The following is a 16,194-nucleotide window of genomic DNA, read 5'->3' on the forward strand; positions in this document are numbered from 1 at the left end:
TGCTCACGGTAAATTTTATTCGTCAGCCGCCCCTGCAGCCGGGACGACGAAATTGCTGCGGCGCAACACGCTCTTGTTGGCGTTAACCGCGTTTCAATTCAATGTATTAGTGCACACTCACCCGCAGCGCCGCCGCGGTGGCGAAAGGCGCCAGCGTCACGCTGCCGGCCAACATCGCCCCCAAAATCGCCAGGTAACCGTCGATCGGCATGCCCATGGCAGCGGCGTCGATGGCGCCGGTGGCGAAAATCAGCACCGGAATATACAACGGCAGCACCAGCAGGCTGAGCAGCACGCCGCCTTTGCGCAGCCCGACGGTCAGCCCCACGCCGATAGCGCCGATCAGGCTCAGCGTCGGCGTGCCCAGCAGCAGCGTGCCGGCCACCGCCAGCCAGGTATGCATATCCAGCGACAGCAGCAGCGCCACCAGCGGCGACAGGATCAACAGCGGCAGCCCGGTCACGACCCAGTGAGCGCACACTTTACCTAATACGGCCATCGGCAACGGCGTCGGCAGCAATAACAGCTGCTCCAGCGAGCCGTCGAGATAGTCGTCGCGGAACAGCCGCTCCAGCGACAGCAGCGAGGCCAGCAGCGCCGCCACCCAGATAATCCCCGGCGCGATGCGCGCCAGCAGCTGCGGCTCGGGGCCAATGCCCAACGGGAACAGCGTGATCACTATCAGGAAAAACCACAGCGGGTTGACAATCTCCGACCCTTTGCGAAAGGCAATCTTCAGCTCACGACGCAGTATGGTCAAAAACATCACTGGCTCTCCATGCGGCTTTCCGTCAGCCTGATTTTGCCTACCGCCCGGTTGGCGCCGGCCAAATCCTGATGCGTGGTCAACAATACCATGCCGCCCTGCTGCGCATGTTGCTCAAAAAGGCTAATTAATTCAGCCACGCCTTGTTTATCGATCGCGGTCAGCGGCTCATCGAGGATCCACAGCGGGCTGTCGCTGAGCCACAGCCGCGACAGCGCCACCCGCCGCTGCTGCCCGGCGGACAGCTGCGCCACCGGCAAATCTTCATAGCCCACCAGCCCCACCAGCTCCAAAGCCCGCCAGATGGCCTGACGATCGGACGTGCGGTGCGCCGCCTGATAAAATTGCAGGTTCTCGAAGGGAGTCAGCATGGCGTTAATCCCCGGCTGATGGCCGAGGAACAGCAATTCTTGATGGTAGCTTGCACGGTCGCGCAGCGTATTGCGCCCACGCCATTGAACCTCCCCGGCGTCTGGCCGCGCCAGGCCCGCCAAAATGCGCAGCAGGCTGGTTTTGCCTGCGCCATTGGGCCCTTCGACCTGAACAATTTCGCCCGGATGCACCGAAAAGCTCAGCGCGCTAAACAGGGTGCGCTCATCGCGCACGCAACTCAGACTTTTGGCTTCCAGCATCGGGGAACTCATATTTTTCTTTGGGATAGCGAATCATAGCATAAGCCCCACGCCGCACGCAGCCTGCGGCTGGCGCTCCGAAGGGGCAATATGCCGCGCAGGATCAACAATACGCGGAAAAAACCGCCGAAGTTTAACTCTTGTTACTTTTTTCTGCATTTAGCCGCATTTTCGCCACTCGCCGCAGGGGCATCTACGCTTAATGCATGGCCGCCCCCCTTTGATAAGGAAAGACATCATGAGCGACGCAGAAAAACGCCCTAATGATTCAGGCGACGAGAAGATGCAGGTTGAAAGCAAAGAGCATGAACAAGGCAAAAGCGAGATTGAAGTCAAAGAGGAGAATCTGCCCTCACGCGCGGCGGCGGTGCACGAACTGATCCGCATGGAGGGCGAAAAAGAGCTGGAGCGCGACTGGCAGGCGCTGCTGTGGTCTGCGATCGCCGCCGGGCTGTCGATGGGCGCCTCGCTGATGGCGAAGGGAATTTTCCACGCCAGGCTGCCGGACGATCCCAGCCGCTTTTTCATTGAGAATATCGGCTACACCTTCGGCTTTATCATCGTGATCATGGCGCGCCAGCAGCTGTTTACCGAAAATACCGTGACTGCGGTGCTGCCCATCATGCACAAACCGACGCCGAACAATTTCCTCATCCTGCTGCGCCTGTGGGGCGTAGTGCTGCTCGGCAACCTGATCGGCACCGGGTTGGCTTCGCTGGCCTTTATTCATATGCCGATTTTCGACGACGAGACCCGCGGCGCCTTCGTCAGCCTGGGGCAGGAAGTGATGCAGAATTCGCCGTCAGAGATGTTCGCCAACGGCATTTTGGCCGGTTGGATCATCGCCACCATGGTGTGGATGTTCCCTTCCGCCGGCGCGGCCAAGATCTGGGTGATCGTGCTGATGACCTATCTGGTGGCGATCTGCGATCTCACCCATATCGTGGTCGGATCGGTCGAGATCCTTTATCTGGTGTTCAACGGCGTTATTCCCTGGCAGGAATTTTTCTACCCGTTCGCCATCCCGACGCTGGCGGGCAACATCATTGGCGGCACCTTTATCTTTGCGCTGATCAGCCACGCGCAGATCCGCAACGATATGAGCGCCAAAAATAAGCAAGAACGGCTGCAGCAGCAAAAACCGCCCGGCGAGGAGCAAAAACCCTGACGGCGGCCGCCCCGGCGAGCATATTTTGGCGCGGATTGGCGAGGGAATGAGCAAACGAACCGCTAAGCGCTTATTCTGCGGGTAAAAAAAGGTATAATGCCCCGGCAGCTTCGGTTGCCGGCCCGCAGGGTCCCCGTAGTTAAACGGATATAACAAGCCCCTCCTAAGGGCTAGTTACTGGTTCGATTCCAGTCGGGGACACCATTTGGCTGTCTATCGCCCCCTGTAAACATCCCCTCTCTTGCAAAATCATCGCGCCAATCGCACTTGCCTCTTCCTATTCGTTTTTCTTATTCCCAAAAGCAAAAAGCCCACGCTTATCAGCATGGGCGTTTTCAGTTTAACGGCGTTTATGCCGGCACCTCGTCAATATCGCCGGGCCATTGCTTGCGCAGCAGATACAGCAGCAAGGACACGCGCCGCTCGGTGCGCTCCGGCGTATCCGGCGGCAGGTTGTAACGCAACGTATAGCGTTCGTTCTTTTCGTTGCAGAAATCAATCACCAGCACGGGCGCAGAGGCCCCCACGACCTTCCGATAGTTCAACGAGATGCAGGATAGATTTTTTTTCATCTCAGCTCACCGCGACGCTGCGACGGGTTGCTTCAGCAATCCGGCCTACGCCGGCGCTCAGTAGCGCACCCAACAGCAGCATCAACAGGGAGCCCCACGCGGCGCGGGAAAGTTGCTTAGCGGCCTCGTCGGCAGCCTCGCGCGCTTTCTGTTCGGCCTGCGCCTTGAGTTTTTCAACCTTCTGCACCGCCTGCTGGTAGGCCTCGGCGTAGTTGTCGACGATCTGCGCGGCTTCCGCATGGCTCTTGCCGGTGCGCGCGGCGACGATGTTCACCAGCGCGTCCTTATCTGCCGCGCTCAGCGCCGGTTCGCCGGACTGTTTGACGCGTTCGAACCACTGCTTTAGCTCGCCGGCGGCCTGGGCCGGATCGGCGGCGGCATCCGCGGCCGATTGCTTGCCGTCCGCGCTGAGCTGGTCAGTTTTCTGCTCCAGCCTGGACGGATCCAGTTCGGCCTTGCCGCTTTGCTTGAGCGTGGTATTCAACTGATTTTCCAGGCTGCCCCAATCCAGGCTGATGCCCTGTTTATCCAACTGCTGTTTAACGCTGCCACCCACGGCCGGCGCCGCTGCCGCGAGGCCATTTCCCGCCAGCGATAATCCTTTGCCAACGGCGCTGCCGGCCAAACCGACAACGCTGCTCGCCAGCGAAATCATCAACCAGGTGACCAGTAACGTGGTGAGCGCCCAGCTCAGCAGGCCATGCAGGCCGCCGCGGTTGGGTGCGGTTCTGCCGGCGACGAATGCGCCTGCGGCCAGAGAAACCAGCGTTGAAACCAGCAGCCAAATCCCGGCGCCGGTACCGAAGCCGCTCAGGGGATTGCCCTTCTGCAGCGGATCCACGGCCGCAGTGCCGATGGCCGTGCCCAGCACGCTAAATATCAGATAGGTCACCAACGCTATGGCGCTCCCAGCCAATATCGAGCCCCATGAAACGTGAAACGCAAAGCGATTTGATTCATAGACAGTGGTCATTGTTATTCCTTATATTTCCTTGGACAGGTATGTACGGCGGACAAGCCGTACCGACCAGACCAGTCTGCCGGGCGGCGCCGCTCACCGTCCCGGTTCATTTGCGCCATGGAGGCTAGTGCATTCACACCCTGCGAATGAATCCGTTACGCACTATGCTGCTTGGTAAAGCCTGTCACTCTCGGTTGCCCGCTCAGGGCGCCACCCCTTCTCGTCTTGCGGAGACCACATGAGCCAATCCGTTCTTGCCAGCGAAACCAACCGCAGCCACCTGCAGCAGATCATCTCCGGTTTGTCCGACGGCGTGATCCTGACCGATACCGACCAGACCATCCTGTGGGCCAATGACGCCGCGCTGAATATGCATGGTTTGAATCAGTTGAAAGCCCTGGGGGCGAATGCCGGGGAGTACGCGCAACGTTTTGCCCTGCGCTATCGCAACAACCATCCGCTGGATCTGGCGCAGTATCCGCTTAATCGGCTTGCCGACGGCGAGGAGTTCAACGACGTGGTGGTCGAAGTCAGGCCGGCGGGAGATCCTGATAACCTCTGGGTTCACCGGTTGCGCAGCCTGATAATCGTTGACCGGCAAGGGCAGCCTGAACTGCTGGCGTTGATCTTAAGCGATGCGACCGAGTGGGCCAGCGCCGAGCAGCGTTTTGAAAAAACCTTCAACGCCAACCCGGCCCCGGCGGTCATTTGCCGCCTGAGCGACCTGCGCTACGTCAAGGTGAATCAGGGTTTTCTCGACATGACGGGCTACGCCCGCGAGCAGGTCATGGGCCGTTCGGTTTATGAGCTGGACGTGCTGGAGCAGGCCGAAAATAAGGCGCTGGCGGTGCAGCGCCTGGGGGAAGGCGCAACCATTCCGCAGATGGAAGCCGAGCTGAAACTGCCTGGCGGCGGAACCAAACTGGTGGTGGTCGCCGGCCAGCCGCTGGACTTCAACGAAGACGACTGCATGCTGTTCACCTTTACCGACCTTGAGCCCCGGCGCAAGGCGGAATCGGCATTGCGCGAGAGTGAAGAAAGGTTCGCCAAATCCTTTCGTTTAAGCCCGGTGCCCACCCTGGTATGCACCGCAGACAACCAGCAGGTGCTGGACATCAATGAAGCCTTCATCAGGACCACCGGCTACGCCAGAGAAGAGCTCATCGGCAAATCGGTCGACGATATCGCGTTTATCTCCGGGCCAGAAGAATGCCGCCGCCTGTTTACCGCCCTGGAAAAAACCGGCAGCGTCAAGCATCAGGATCTCAACGTGCGCAAAAACAACGGTGAAGTCATCGACTGCATGATCTCCGCCGATGCCGTGAGCATTCACCATACCCCCTGCTATCTGCTGGTGCTGATGGATATTACCGAGCGCAAACGCTCGGAGCTTGAACTGGTGAGCGCCATCGAAGAAGTGATGCAGGACGCCTCCTGGTTCAGCCAAACCCTGCTCGAAAAGCTGGCCAACGTGAAAAGCCTCAACAAACCCAATCTGTCCGGCCTGGCTTTTATCGATCTCACTGCGCGCGAGCGCGATGTGTTGGGGTTAATCTGCGAGGGCCTGCCGGACAAAAAGATCGCCCTTCGCCTCGATCTGGCCCTCAATACCGTTCGCAACCATGTGGCTACGGTGTATTCCAAACTCGGCGTACACAGCCGCAGCGAAGCCATCGTTTGGGCCAGGGAACGCGGGCTGTTTGCCGGCGAGCGCCAGCAAAAGGGTGGGAAATGACCTGCAAATGCACTAGCCGCACCGATGCAAACTGACCTTATGCCCGCTTGATAAAGTGCTTAATATCAAAGCATCAATGCAGGCTCCCGCTTTCTGCGGGCGCCAAAACGGACCCAACATCAGGAGAGCATAATGAACAGCGAAAAAGCCAATGGCGTTATGGACAAAGTGGTCGGCAGAGCACAGGAGCTGGCGGGAGACGTAACCGGGGATGAACGGCTGCAGGCCGAAGGCGCCGGCCGCTACGCCGCAGGCGCGCTGCAAGAAAAATACGGCGATGCCCTGACCTGCATCAACGATACCGTCAAGAAAAACCCGATCGCCACGGTAGCCATCATTGCCGGCGTCGGATTGCTGGCGGGCCTGCTGCTGCGCCGCCGTTAACGCGCCAAGGGCGGAAACGCCGTCCATTTGCACGTTCACTGCTCTGGCGAATTCGCCAGGGCAGTATTTCGCCAGTCACAATGCCAATCAGCCCAACAGACATAGCCCCCCGATTATATTTAATAAATTAAAATAAGAGAAATCACGTTTTATTTCCTTTTGGCGGAATGTTAATATCCATAAATTATTCGCATGGATAAAAATAATGTTCCCCAGCAAAAAACACGCACAAAAATCCAGCCCATTAACCAGCTATCAGTTTTCCCGGCTGCATACTTTTGAATGCGTCGCGCGCCATTTATCTTTTTCTCTGGCGGCGGAAGAGCTGTCTATCACCCCCAGCGCGGTGAGCCATCGAATTAACCTACTCGAAAAGCAGCTGGGCTTTTTGTTATTCCAACGTTTCCACCGGCGAATTACGCTCACGCCGGAAGGCGAGCGAATGCAATGGGCGCTCAGCAGCTCCTTCGATACTCTGAATCAGGAAATCCTGGACATTAAAAACCGGGAGTTGACGGGCACCCTGACCATTTACTCGCATCCCTCCCTGGTGCAGTGCCTGCTGCTGCCGCGGCTCGGTGATTTTATCGCCCAGCATCCGACCATTCATTTGAGCATTCTCACCGGGCAGGAAATCATCAATCTGGCCAACCGCGGCGTTGATTTGGCGATGTATTTTGGCAAGCTGCCGTCCGGCAGACATTTGGACGAAGCCTTTATGCAGGAGTCGATGGTGCCGATCTGCACCCCGCATTACGCCAAAACGCACCAACTGTACGACGCACCGGAAAATCTGGCGCACTGCACCCTATTGCACGACAGATACAACTCCGGCGAAGACGAGTGGCAGACCTGGTCGCAGCATTTCGATTTAGGGCTGGACACCGACAGCAAAAGCATGGAGTTCGACCGTTCGGACCTGGCGGTGCTGGCGGCAACCCGCCATCTTGGCGTCGCCATGGGGCGGCTCAATCTGGTGCAGGACTGGATAACCCGCGGTGAGCTGATTATCCCTTTTAATAACATGACCCTGTCCTGCGAACATTGCTACTTTATGTCGACCATATCCGAGCGTCAGTGGCCAAAGATCGTCGCTTTCAAGGAGTGGATGATGAAGATAGCGCCTCTGGCCTAAAGGCCGGAAACGCATAATCCCCCCTCCCGCACAGGATTACTTTTTCTTTGGGACATAAGAAAACTCAAGCGCGCAGCTGTATAACCGTCCGGCCTTTGAATAATAAATATGCTTGCGGTTATTATCCCACGCCACAGCATAGTTATTAGCAAATCTGATGACCTCAACCGGTATCTTATTGGCTAACCGCATGCGCTTCGTACTTTTCACTACGGTAAACTCACCATTATCACTGAGCGTTATCAGCGGATAACCCCAGGCATATTTGGATATTTGCACGCTGATGGTGAATTGGCTTTCGCAGATTATTTGGTAGGTATGAACATCAACATCCATAATTTATATTTTTGGTGCAACCCTCTTGTGAAAATAAAATAAATAAGAGCAGCTCACGACAATCAGCCCGAGCACGATCAGTACCGAGCCCAAGACGAATTCAATCTGCAATGGCTCCCCCAAAATCACCACCCCGGCCAAAATGCCGAAGATAGGCGTCATAAAGGTCAAGATGCCCAACGAAGAAGCCTGATAGCTGCGCAGCAGGGAAAACCAGGCCAGATAGCTGATGAAAGAGACGATCACCGTTTGGAAAATCAGGCTGCCCCACCCCACCGCACTCAGCTTGAAATGGAGGTTATCCGCCGTCATCGCCAGCAAGGATAACAAGATGCCCGCGCCCGCCAGTTGAAACAACAGCGTCTGCTTTGATGAACAGGAAGACAAACGGGTCGTACGGATAACGATCGTCGAACCGCCCCAGGACAATCCCGCCAACAGGCCGTAAATATCGCCTCTGAGTTGATTCACACCGCCCGAACCGCCCCCCATGCCGGCGATGGCGAGCACCACGCCGCCAAACGCGATGGCAATGCCGGCCCACTGGACAATCGACAACCGTTCCTGCGGGATAAAAAAATGCAGCCCAATGGCGGAGAACAACGGCGCGGTATACAAAAACACCGCCATGTGCGAGGCGCTGGTATAACGCAGCCCTGCGGATACCAAAAAGAACTCTAACGCAAACAGCATACCGACGCTGATACCGGCCAGCAGCGTCGGGCGGTCGAGGCGAAACTTTTCGCCTCTGAAGCGCGCTAACAGATAAACCGCCAGGGCCGCGACGCTCGATCTGATGGCAATCTGCAATACCGATGAAATGTCCGGTTCGGCGGCCTTAATGGCCACCTGTTGCAACCCCCAGATGGCGCATATCATCACCATGGCGGCTGCGGCTCTGCTGTCTATGCTGTTTCTGGCGTTCATCGTTGCTCCCGCATACCGCGCCGTTTAAAACGCGGCTGTCCCTCACCGCAAATAAAAACGGTAATAGGGGATGAATTAAAATTTGATGCTGAAATTATTCTTTATAAACCACGATTTCCTGATACATCTTAATCACTTCATCGTTGCTATTAGTCTCGGAGGTATATTCGGTCTGCTGCGCCAGGTGAATAACCTTCCAGCCTTTTTTCGCCAATTCAGGAATCGTCAGCCGGCCAATGCCACGGCAGCTAAATGCCGTGTCGTCACTCAGCCTCAATTTACTAACCTCTGCATAATCATAAGCTTGAGACTGACACACGTGCGACTCAGCCGCCAGCAGCGGCAAGGAGAAAAAGCTGATAACCAACGCTAAAAATCCTTTCACAATAACCTCCAGGCATTATTAAATCACGACCTTACACATTTAAAATAAAGCCCCTGTCGGAGCCATTAAATTACACGGCATAGGCTATTCTCTGACAAGTGAAATATATAATGCTTTGTGTTAGATGAATTCATCCGAGTTTTAACGCCCAGCCGGCACCTTCCCGTAGCAGCTGCGCCCCCGCTTCCCCGCCACAGCTGATTAAAAACGGAACAAATAATTAGCAAGAAAAGTAACTTTTTATGTCGCCGCTTGTGTTACACATGCCTTCCGCTTCAAAAACATCAAAAAAACCACCCAACCGCACAAAAACTCAGCTTTTTGCGCGGAATATCGGCATGGCGGCGCTGACGAGGGTGACAACCGATAACAGGGATAACACATGACAATTAAATTGCGCGCATTAACTCAGGCGGTGGCGCTGGGGCTGGCGGTCGGCAGCGCCTCTTTCGCCGCTCAGGCAGAAATCACCCTGCTGAAGCAAGATCCGCAGGCCGGCGATCCGCTGAGCCGGCTCAACTTTACCGTCGGCGGCAGTATTCGCCCGCAGTTCAACATGATGACCGGCGACGGCGACAAAGGTTCATACAAGCGTAACGGCTTTGACGGCGGCACCCGCTTCCGCTTTGCCGCGGACTACTACCTGTTCGACGACATCAGCTGGATCAGCTACTACGAGCTGGGCGTGAATATTCCCGCGCTGTTCGACTGGGATCACCACTATGCCGACGGCGCTAACAACACCAGCCGCCGCATGCTGTATACCGGGCTGAAAAGCAAAACCTGGGGCCAACTGACCTTTGGCCAGCAAAACAGCGTTTACTATGATGTGGTCGGCGTAAAAACCGATATCTGGGACTACGACATGCTAGCCCAGGCGCCGGGGAACGGCATCAACGGCGACTACGACGGTTCTTACCGCTCCCGCAAGATGCTGAAGTATAAAAACAGCTTCGGCGACGCGGATGTTTACGCCTCTTACCTGTTCAACGACGGCGAATATCTGCCGGGCAACGGCCTGCGCTACAAGCGCAAGGGCGGCGGTTCACTGGGCGTGGACTACCACCTGACGCCGGATCTGACCTGGGGCGCCGCCTGGAACTACACCCGCGCCGAAATGCGCAATCCGTCCACCAGCGGCGCCAAGAGTTATGACCAGAACATTCTGGGCACGGCCATCAGTTGGAAACCGGACAACTGGACGCTGACCTTCGGCGGCGGTTGGTACAACAACTTCCTGACCACCAAGAAAGCCGACGTGGATAACTACTTCGCCGGCGACGCCTGGGGCATTGAATACCTGGCCGGTTATACCGTACCGGTTGGCCAGTACGCGGTGAAATCCGTGATGCCGTACTTTATGGGCGACCGCCTGGAGTACGTCAGCGGCCGCAACTATCAGCGTATCGACAACGGGCTCGGGGTGACTCTGCAGTTTGATTACGGCTTCCGCGTAGACGTGGAACACGTGCTGACCTCAAGCACCGATAACCTCGGCGACATGACGCTGGTGCGCCTGCGTTACGATTTCTAAACGCTGGCGATATGAAAAAGGCCGCTTAAGCGGCCTTTTTTATTTTTGCTGCGGCGTCAGAACCCACCGCGCGCCGAGCGCCCCACCGCCTCACCCAACTGCCACACCGCCATCGCATAATGGGTGCTGTGGTTGTAGCGGGTGATGGTGTAAAAGTTAGGCAAACCATACCAGTACTGATAGCCGGTGCCGATATCCAGGCGCAGCAGGCTGGCCTCCTGGTTGTCGCCCAGCGATCCCTGCGGGCTCAGCCCTGCCGCCGCCAGGCTGGCGATCGAGTAGCGGGTCTTGAAGCCGTTTTCCAGCCCAGGAGCCTGGCCGTTGGCCTGTATCGCCACCGGTTCGCCCTTGGCCCAGCCGTGCGCCTTGAAGTAATTGGCGACGCTGCCGATGGCGTCCACCGGATCCCACAGGTTGATGTGGCCGTCACCGTTGAAGTCAACCGCGTAGCTTTTGAAGGAAGAAGGCATGAACTGGCCATACCCCATGGCGCCGGCAAATGAACCGCGCAGTTCCAGCGGATCGTCCCCTTCAGTGCGCGACATCAGCAAGAAGGTTTCCAGTTCGCCGGCGAAGTAATCGGCGCGGCGCGGGTAGTCGAAGGCCAGCGTCGCCAGGGCGTCGATAATGCGGGTTTTGCCCATGACGCGCCCCCAGCGGGTCTCTACGCCGATAATGCCGACGACTATCTCAGGCGGCACGCCGTAAACCTGCCAGGCGCGCTGTAGTGCGTCCTGATATTGATTCCAGAAGACGACGCCGTTTTGCACGTTATCCGGCGTGATGAACTTGTTGCGATAGCGCAGCCAGGAGCCGTTTGGTCCGGTTGGCCCCTGCGTGCTCGGGGTTGGCGCCTGGCGATCCATCAGCCGCAGCACAGAGTCCAACCGCCGGGCCTGCGCCAGCACGTCATGCAGCTGCTGGCGATCAAAACCGTGCTCCTGCACCATTTTATCGATAAAACGCGCGGTATTCGGGTTATTGGCGAAATCGCCGCCCAAAGGCACGCCGCTATGGGCCGGCGTCAGCAAAAAGCCGCCCTTCACCCCGGTGCTCTGAGGCGTGGCCGTCGCGCTGGGTTTAGGTGTGCTGCTGCAGGCAGCAAGCAAGGTAATCAGAGGTAAAAGAGCAACCAGTTGACGCATCGGATATCCATATAACTGTGCAAGAAATAACTGGAGGTTATGTTAATGCATTGTTCAACGCGAACAAACAGGATTATGTCGTCAATCATCGGCTCAGAAGGCTAAAAGCACAAAATTGTGATGCATTGCTCGGAACAGGACGGCCACTTGATGTAAAGAAGCAACCTCAACCGCAGGTAAATGATAAAGGTTATCACCTTGAATTTTGCGGCAATATCTTTACAATGCGCGGCAGTTTTAAGGCCGAAGCCGGCCTTTTTCGCGCTTTTCTCCACAGCGGACTGTTATCTTGGACTCTCTCGGACAAATCGCCAAAGACCTGTTTACCCGCCGCATTGCGCGCAAGCGTTATCTTTTTTCGCTGATCTTTTTTGCCGCCGGCATCACGTTGCTGCCGTTGCTGTCGCCTTATCTGGATAAAAATCACTTCCGCACCCATGCGCAAGGGGATACCCAGGAATTTTTCTCGGTCCTGCTGTATCTGCTGTGCATCATGCTGTGGTCGCTGGTTTGGCTCAGCCTGATTGCCTGGTTTGTCGCCAGAACCGCCTTTCGGCTCAACGATGTCGCCCTGCCCGGCTGGTTGTTGGCGCTGGCGATGTACTTCTGCGGCGTCGTTAATAACTACCATCCCGGCCCCGTGCAGCGCTGGCTGCCGATAGTCAGCCTGATTGGCGTGCTGTGCGCCCTGCTGCTGCCGCCCAACCTCTTCGCCCGCAAGGTGAACGGCAGCGCGGATTAACGCAGTTGCACCACCTTGTCATCGGCCATTTCCGCCAGCCTGGCGCTAACCTGGCTGATGCCGCCGCCGCTATTGTGGAAAACCACGGCGTTGGACAGACGTTTCAATTGCCCGGTCAGTTCCGGGGTGATGTAGCTGATGCGGGTATTGGGTATCTGCGCCCGCCAGCGGCCGGCCGCTCTGCGGCGTGAAAAATACTGGTTGTACTTGGCCCAGGCGATCAGGGTAAAGGCATTAAACAGCGCCACCACGATGTACAACGAAATAACCTGCAGCAAAGACAACGCGGAATTCGGCCCGTGCTGTTCCATAACCGACACCAGGCCCCGGCTGAACAGGTACAGGAAACCGCACCAGGCGAACAGCGTCAGCAGCCCGTCGATCATGCGCGGCAGCCAGCCGCGCGCAGAATAAATCAGTATCTCCGTCACTCTTTTATCCTCCCTATGCCCCGATCCGGGCTAATCCAACGCGCACGTCCGCGTCGGGCTCTCAACATCACTTTGGAAAAAGCCACCAGCGTGGTCAGCAAGCTGAGCAGCCAATACACCAGCGGATACCAGATGATCCAAAACAGCGAACGACCGAAGCGTTTTTCATAGCGGCGCTCCAGCATCAGGCTGACGGCGAACTGCAACAGGCACACCACGCCCAACACCAGGCCGGTGAAGGCCGGCGTCAGCAGGGAGTGAATGCGAATGCCTTCAGGCAGCGGCACCACCAACCCGACCAGGAAAATCAGCACGCTGACCAGGTAAGTAAACGCCCACAGCGTGGAAAGACAATATTCGGCGAACAGCAGCCACATATGGCGGTGTTCCCACGCCCACAGGTTGCGCAGGTTTTTCAGAAACACCTCGGCGCCGCCCTGCGCCCAGCGCAGGCGCTGTTTCCACAGCCCGCGCAGCGTTTCCGGCATCAGGATCCAGCACAGCGCCCGCGGTTCGAAGAATATCGCCCAGTGCTTCAGCTGCAGTTTCCAGCTGATGTCAATGTCTTCGGTGATCATGTCCTGGCTCCAGTAGCCGACGTCGGTAAGCGCCTGTTTGCGAAACGCCGCCACCACGCCGGAAACGGTAAACAGCCGGCCGTAAACGCGCTGCGTGCGCTTGATCAAACCGATAATCGAAGAAAACTCGCCGACCTGAATGCGCCCAATCAGCGTAGAGCGCGTGCGAATGCGCGGGTTGCCGGTCACCGCGCCGACGTGCGGGTTGGTCAGCATCGGCGCCACCAGATAGGCGGCCGCATCGCGATCCAGCAGCGCATCGCCGTCGATGCACACCAGATATTCGCTGTGCGCCGCCGCCGCGCCGGCCTGCAGGGCGATGGCCTTGCCCTGATTCTGCGCCAGATGGATCACCCGCAGGCGGGGGAACTCCAACGCCAGCTGATCCAGCACCTCGGCGGTGTCATCGCTGGAGCCGTCGTTGATGGCGATCACTTCAATATTCGGGTAACGCTGGGCCAGCGCCGCCGAAAGCGTCTCGCGCGCGTTCAACCCCTCATTGAAGCAGGGAACCAGAATGCTGATCGACGGGTTGCCCGGCAGCTCGGGCGGCGGCATATCGGGATGCCAGCGCCAGTGGCGTTCGCGGTGCAGCCAGAAATAAATGCCGCCGGTGATCCAAATGCCGGACATAAACAGCGGCCAGAAAAACACGAAGTTGAGCAGCATCTCGCCGGTAAACAGCAGCACGATGCCAAAGGGCACGCTCAACACCAAACACAGGATGAATAACGCAATTAAACGATCGGTCATGGCAGTGGGAACCAGGCAGATGACAACACCGGGCGCACGGCTTCAAGCTTCGGCCGGTTCTCCAGGAAGTTGTCAGGGTAATAACCAAAGTTCTGCGCGCCGTTGCGCTGCAGACGACGCATCCATTCGGCCAGCTGTTGGCCATCCTCCAGCGGGATCTGCCGCGTTTGCCGCCAGTCGACCGCCTGCAGCTCGAACACCGTCTTGCCGAGCGCGCCAGGATAGGCCGCCACTTTGCCGACCAACAGATCCAGCCAGCGCGCGCTCTCGTCGCGCGGCACGTTCTCCATCAGCGGCATGGCCATCGGCGCCACCCAGTCATAGGCCTGCAGGAAGTCGGCCAGATTCTGCGCAAACCAGGCTTCGCTGGCGGGATCGAGGATCGGCATAGCGTAAATGTTGCGGGCGGTTTTCACCTGCGGGCCGCGAATGGCGTGAACCCGCGCGGTCAGGGTTTGCGTGAAATCGATCAACGCCCTGCTTTTAAAACGCGTCCAGCGGGCAAAGGCCTGCGGGTCCTGGCGAATGGCCGCGATCGAATCAGCAAAACCGGCGGCGCGGTAAGCCGCCAGGGCATCCGGGCCGGCGTCCTCATAATCGGACAGCAGCGCATCGTCGTGGAATAAGATCCCCTGGAAACTGGCGTGCGCGGCCAGATCCTCGTAGATCTCGGTGATGCGTTGGCGCGCCGTCGGGCTGAACGGCGACAGGCGGCGGTACTGCTTGTCGTCGACGGAAATCGCGCCGCTCTGCGGATCGATGCGCTGCACCCGCGGCACATCCGGCCCCAGCTCGTACGCCAGCACCGGCATCCAGGCGTAAACTTTCGCGCCAGTGCGCGAAGTCAGCTGCCAGGCAACCCGGTTGAACAAATCGGCTTTCATCGGCAGCCAGCGATTGGGGAAGTAAACCTCGCTGACATTGCCGTTGCCTTTCGGGTCGGCAAACGCCTGCAGGAACACGGTATTGATGCGCAGATCGAAAACGCGCTGGATCAGCTTATCGAGATTTTTGGCCTGCTGTTGCGGATCGGGATCGTAGAGATAGTCCAGATCCACATGCGCCACCCGCATCATCAATTGGGCCTGGATCTGAGTCACCTGCTGGGCAAAGCTGGCCAGCGTGGGGTTATTGGCTACCAGCATGCGCGGTACGTTATCGGGCACATTCACGTCGCCCAGGCCGCTCTCCAGGGTCATCGCCATGCGATAACCCTGGCGGCGGATGATATCAAGCGCCACGCCGCCGGCTGCGCCGTACGGCCATACCCACACCCGCGGCGCTTTGCCGGTCGCGGCGGTAATGCGCCGGGTAATCAGCTCGACGTCTTTCTCAATGCGCCGGCGAAATTCGTCCTCGGTTTCGTAACGCGAGGTTTTGCCGTCATAGCGGCGGTTGGCCACCGCCGGCTCGGTATTGCCCTGCGGGTTGGCGACGACGCCATAGTGGGAGGCATAGGTGTGCGCGCCAATCTCCACCAGCCCCGATGCCGCCAGCTCGCTCACCTGCGCCCAGGTGAGAAAACGGTCGCGCGGGGTGATCAGGCCGCCGAAGTCCACCGGCTTGTCCGCCGGCGCATCCAGCCAGGCGCCCACCGGCGCCAACAGCGCCGGCCAGTTATAGGCTTTCAGCAGCGGGAAAACCCGGCTGTAGAAGCTGCTGTAACCGTCGTCGAAGCTCAGCAGCACCGCTTTCGCCGGCAGCGGCGCGCCGCCATGCTGCGCGGCGAGAATTTGCTCGACCGACACCGGCTGGTAGCCGTTTTGTTTCAACCAGGAGAACTGCTCGTTCAGCGCGCTGGTGCGCACCGACAGGTAACGCTGATCCGCCGGGCCATCCTCCACGTCGTGATAGGCCAGCACCATGTACTGATTCGCCGGCCAGGGCCGTTCGTCAGCCGCCACCGGGCGCTCCGCCGGCGGCGTGAAGTGCGGCGCATCCGTCTGGCTGCAGGCGTTGCTCAGCAGCGCGCCCAGCAGTAAAAGCGATGATCGAAAAAGCATAATTATT

At 58.1% G+C, this 16,194-nt stretch carries 17 protein-coding genes and 1 tRNA gene; 7 read left to right on the top strand and 11 right to left on the bottom strand.

Annotation, left to right across the window (positions count from 1 at the left end):
- Positions 1-106: 106 nt before the first annotated feature.
- Positions 107-766: a heme exporter protein CcmB gene (ccmB, locus tag KHA73_RS17075; protein ID WP_234585585.1), complete on the bottom strand. Its 660-nt coding sequence runs from the start codon at positions 764-766 to the stop codon at positions 107-109.
- Complete coding sequence (ccmA, locus tag KHA73_RS17080; protein WP_234591313.1) at positions 766-1,398, bottom strand: cytochrome c biogenesis heme-transporting ATPase CcmA; 633 nt, start codon at positions 1,396-1,398, stop codon at positions 766-768. The genes ccmB and ccmA overlap by 1 nt, the downstream gene beginning before the upstream one ends.
- A 238-nt stretch (positions 1,399-1,636) precedes the next feature.
- On the opposite strand from ccmA, the gene KHA73_RS17085 reads away from it, so the two are divergent.
- The gene (locus tag KHA73_RS17085) at positions 1,637-2,566 is read left to right on the top strand and encodes a formate/nitrite transporter family protein (RefSeq protein WP_234585586.1); all 930 of its coding nucleotides are present in this window, start codon (positions 1,637-1,639) and stop codon (positions 2,564-2,566) included.
- 129 nt (positions 2,567-2,695) lie between these two features.
- Positions 2,696-2,770, top strand: a tRNA-Arg gene (locus KHA73_RS17090).
- 146 nt (positions 2,771-2,916) lie between these two features.
- Here KHA73_RS17090 and KHA73_RS17095 read toward each other — a convergent pair.
- Together KHA73_RS17095 and KHA73_RS17100 are read right to left on the bottom strand one after the other, a co-directional pair.
- Complete coding sequence (locus tag KHA73_RS17095) at positions 2,917-3,138, bottom strand: hypothetical protein (protein WP_234585587.1); 222 nt, start codon at positions 3,136-3,138, stop codon at positions 2,917-2,919.
- 1 nt (position 3,139) lies between these two features.
- Positions 3,140-4,111: a hypothetical protein gene (locus KHA73_RS17100; RefSeq protein WP_234585588.1), complete on the bottom strand. Its 972-nt coding sequence runs from the start codon at positions 4,109-4,111 to the stop codon at positions 3,140-3,142.
- Between the two features lie 226 nt (positions 4,112-4,337).
- Here KHA73_RS17100 and KHA73_RS17105 point away from each other — a divergent pair, with 226 nt between their 5' ends.
- From KHA73_RS17105 to dsdC, 3 genes are all read left to right on the top strand, one after another.
- On the top strand, positions 4,338-5,834 hold the full coding sequence (locus tag KHA73_RS17105) for a helix-turn-helix transcriptional regulator (RefSeq protein WP_234585589.1): 1,497 nt from the start codon (positions 4,338-4,340) through the stop codon (positions 5,832-5,834).
- A gap of 132 nt (positions 5,835-5,966) precedes the next feature.
- Positions 5,967-6,218: a CsbD family protein gene (locus KHA73_RS17110; protein ID WP_234585590.1), complete on the top strand. Its 252-nt coding sequence runs from the start codon at positions 5,967-5,969 to the stop codon at positions 6,216-6,218.
- Between the two features lie 205 nt (positions 6,219-6,423).
- A complete protein-coding gene (gene dsdC / locus KHA73_RS17115) occupies positions 6,424-7,353 on the top strand; it encodes a DNA-binding transcriptional regulator DsdC (RefSeq protein ID WP_234585591.1) in 930 nt (309 codons plus the stop codon).
- Positions 7,354-7,389: 36 nt separating this feature from the next.
- On the opposite strand, the gene KHA73_RS17120 is transcribed toward dsdC, so the two are convergent.
- The 3 genes from KHA73_RS17120 to KHA73_RS17130 all read right to left on the bottom strand — a co-directional run bounded on the left by KHA73_RS17120 (position 7,390) and on the right by KHA73_RS17130 (position 9,001).
- A complete protein-coding gene (locus tag KHA73_RS17120) occupies positions 7,390-7,689 on the bottom strand; it encodes a hypothetical protein (RefSeq protein WP_234585592.1) in 300 nt (99 codons plus the stop codon).
- 3 nt (positions 7,690-7,692) lie between these two features.
- On the bottom strand, positions 7,693-8,616 hold the full coding sequence (locus tag KHA73_RS17125) for a DMT family transporter (protein ID WP_234585593.1): 924 nt from the start codon (positions 8,614-8,616) through the stop codon (positions 7,693-7,695).
- A 94-nt stretch (positions 8,617-8,710) separates the two neighbouring features.
- Positions 8,711-9,001 carry a hypothetical protein gene (locus tag KHA73_RS17130; RefSeq protein ID WP_234585594.1) on the bottom strand — a complete coding sequence of 97 codons (291 nt, stop codon included), beginning with the start codon at positions 8,999-9,001 and terminating at the stop codon, positions 8,711-8,713.
- 382 nt (positions 9,002-9,383) lie between these two features.
- Between KHA73_RS17130 and KHA73_RS17135 the strand changes: the two genes are divergently transcribed.
- On the top strand, positions 9,384-10,535 hold the full coding sequence (locus KHA73_RS17135; RefSeq protein WP_234585595.1) for a porin: 1,152 nt from the start codon (positions 9,384-9,386) through the stop codon (positions 10,533-10,535).
- A 56-nt stretch (positions 10,536-10,591) separates the two neighbouring features.
- On the opposite strand, the gene mltB is transcribed toward KHA73_RS17135, so the two are convergent.
- Complete coding sequence (mltB, locus tag KHA73_RS17140) at positions 10,592-11,680, bottom strand: lytic murein transglycosylase B (protein ID WP_234585596.1); 1,089 nt, start codon at positions 11,678-11,680, stop codon at positions 10,592-10,594.
- Between the two features lie 289 nt (positions 11,681-11,969).
- On the opposite strand from mltB, the gene KHA73_RS17145 reads away from it, so the two are divergent.
- Positions 11,970-12,422 (top strand): hypothetical protein, encoded by a 453-nt coding sequence (locus tag KHA73_RS17145; RefSeq protein WP_234585597.1) that lies wholly within the window; start codon positions 11,970-11,972, stop codon positions 12,420-12,422.
- On the opposite strand, the gene pgaD is transcribed toward KHA73_RS17145, so the two are convergent.
- The 3 genes from pgaD to pgaB are packed head-to-tail and all read right to left on the bottom strand — an operon-like array spanning position 12,419 to position 16,187.
- Positions 12,419-12,853 (bottom strand): poly-beta-1,6-N-acetyl-D-glucosamine biosynthesis protein PgaD, encoded by a 435-nt coding sequence (gene pgaD / locus KHA73_RS17150; protein ID WP_234585598.1) that lies wholly within the window; start codon positions 12,851-12,853, stop codon positions 12,419-12,421. The genes KHA73_RS17145 and pgaD overlap by 4 nt on opposite strands.
- Positions 12,850-14,184, bottom strand: coding sequence for a poly-beta-1,6-N-acetyl-D-glucosamine synthase (gene pgaC, locus KHA73_RS17155; protein ID WP_234585599.1), 1,335 nt, complete (start codon positions 14,182-14,184; stop codon positions 12,850-12,852). The genes pgaD and pgaC overlap by 4 nt, the downstream gene beginning before the upstream one ends.
- Complete coding sequence (gene pgaB / locus KHA73_RS17160; RefSeq protein WP_234585600.1) at positions 14,181-16,187, bottom strand: poly-beta-1,6-N-acetyl-D-glucosamine N-deacetylase PgaB; 2,007 nt, start codon at positions 16,185-16,187, stop codon at positions 14,181-14,183. Before pgaB ends, pgaC begins: the two co-directional genes overlap by 4 nt.
- Positions 16,188-16,194: the final 7 nt, after the last annotated feature.

This window comes from Serratia entomophila (genome assembly GCF_021462285.1).
Lineage (GTDB): Bacteria > Pseudomonadota > Gammaproteobacteria > Enterobacterales > Enterobacteriaceae > Serratia > Serratia entomophila.

Coding starts and splice junctions, on each gene's coding strand:
- pgaB (WP_234585600.1), bottom strand. CDS start 16,187: ATGCTTTTTCGATCATCGCTTTTACTGCTGGGCGCGCTGCTGAGCAAC.
- KHA73_RS17105 (WP_234585589.1), top strand. CDS start 4,338: ATGAGCCAATCCGTTCTTGCCAGCGAAACCAACCGCAGCCACCTGCAG.
- KHA73_RS17110 (WP_234585590.1), top strand. CDS start 5,967: ATGAACAGCGAAAAAGCCAATGGCGTTATGGACAAAGTGGTCGGCAGA.
- KHA73_RS17135 (WP_234585595.1), top strand. CDS start 9,384: ATGACAATTAAATTGCGCGCATTAACTCAGGCGGTGGCGCTGGGGCTG.
- KHA73_RS17100 (WP_234585588.1), bottom strand. CDS start 4,111: ATGACCACTGTCTATGAATCAAATCGCTTTGCGTTTCACGTTTCATGG.
- mltB (WP_234585596.1), bottom strand. CDS start 11,680: ATGCGTCAACTGGTTGCTCTTTTACCTCTGATTACCTTGCTTGCTGCC.
- dsdC (WP_234585591.1), top strand. CDS start 6,424: ATGTTCCCCAGCAAAAAACACGCACAAAAATCCAGCCCATTAACCAGC.
- KHA73_RS17095 (WP_234585587.1), bottom strand. CDS start 3,138: ATGAAAAAAAATCTATCCTGCATCTCGTTGAACTATCGGAAGGTCGTG.
- ccmA (WP_234591313.1), bottom strand. CDS start 1,398: ATGCTGGAAGCCAAAAGTCTGAGTTGCGTGCGCGATGAGCGCACCCTG.
- ccmB (WP_234585585.1), bottom strand. CDS start 766: ATGTTTTTGACCATACTGCGTCGTGAGCTGAAGATTGCCTTTCGCAAA.
- KHA73_RS17120 (WP_234585592.1), bottom strand. CDS start 7,689: ATGGATGTTGATGTTCATACCTACCAAATAATCTGCGAAAGCCAATTC.
- KHA73_RS17125 (WP_234585593.1), bottom strand. CDS start 8,616: ATGAACGCCAGAAACAGCATAGACAGCAGAGCCGCAGCCGCCATGGTG.
- pgaC (WP_234585599.1), bottom strand. CDS start 14,184: ATGACCGATCGTTTAATTGCGTTATTCATCCTGTGTTTGGTGTTGAGC.
- KHA73_RS17085 (WP_234585586.1), top strand. CDS start 1,637: ATGAGCGACGCAGAAAAACGCCCTAATGATTCAGGCGACGAGAAGATG.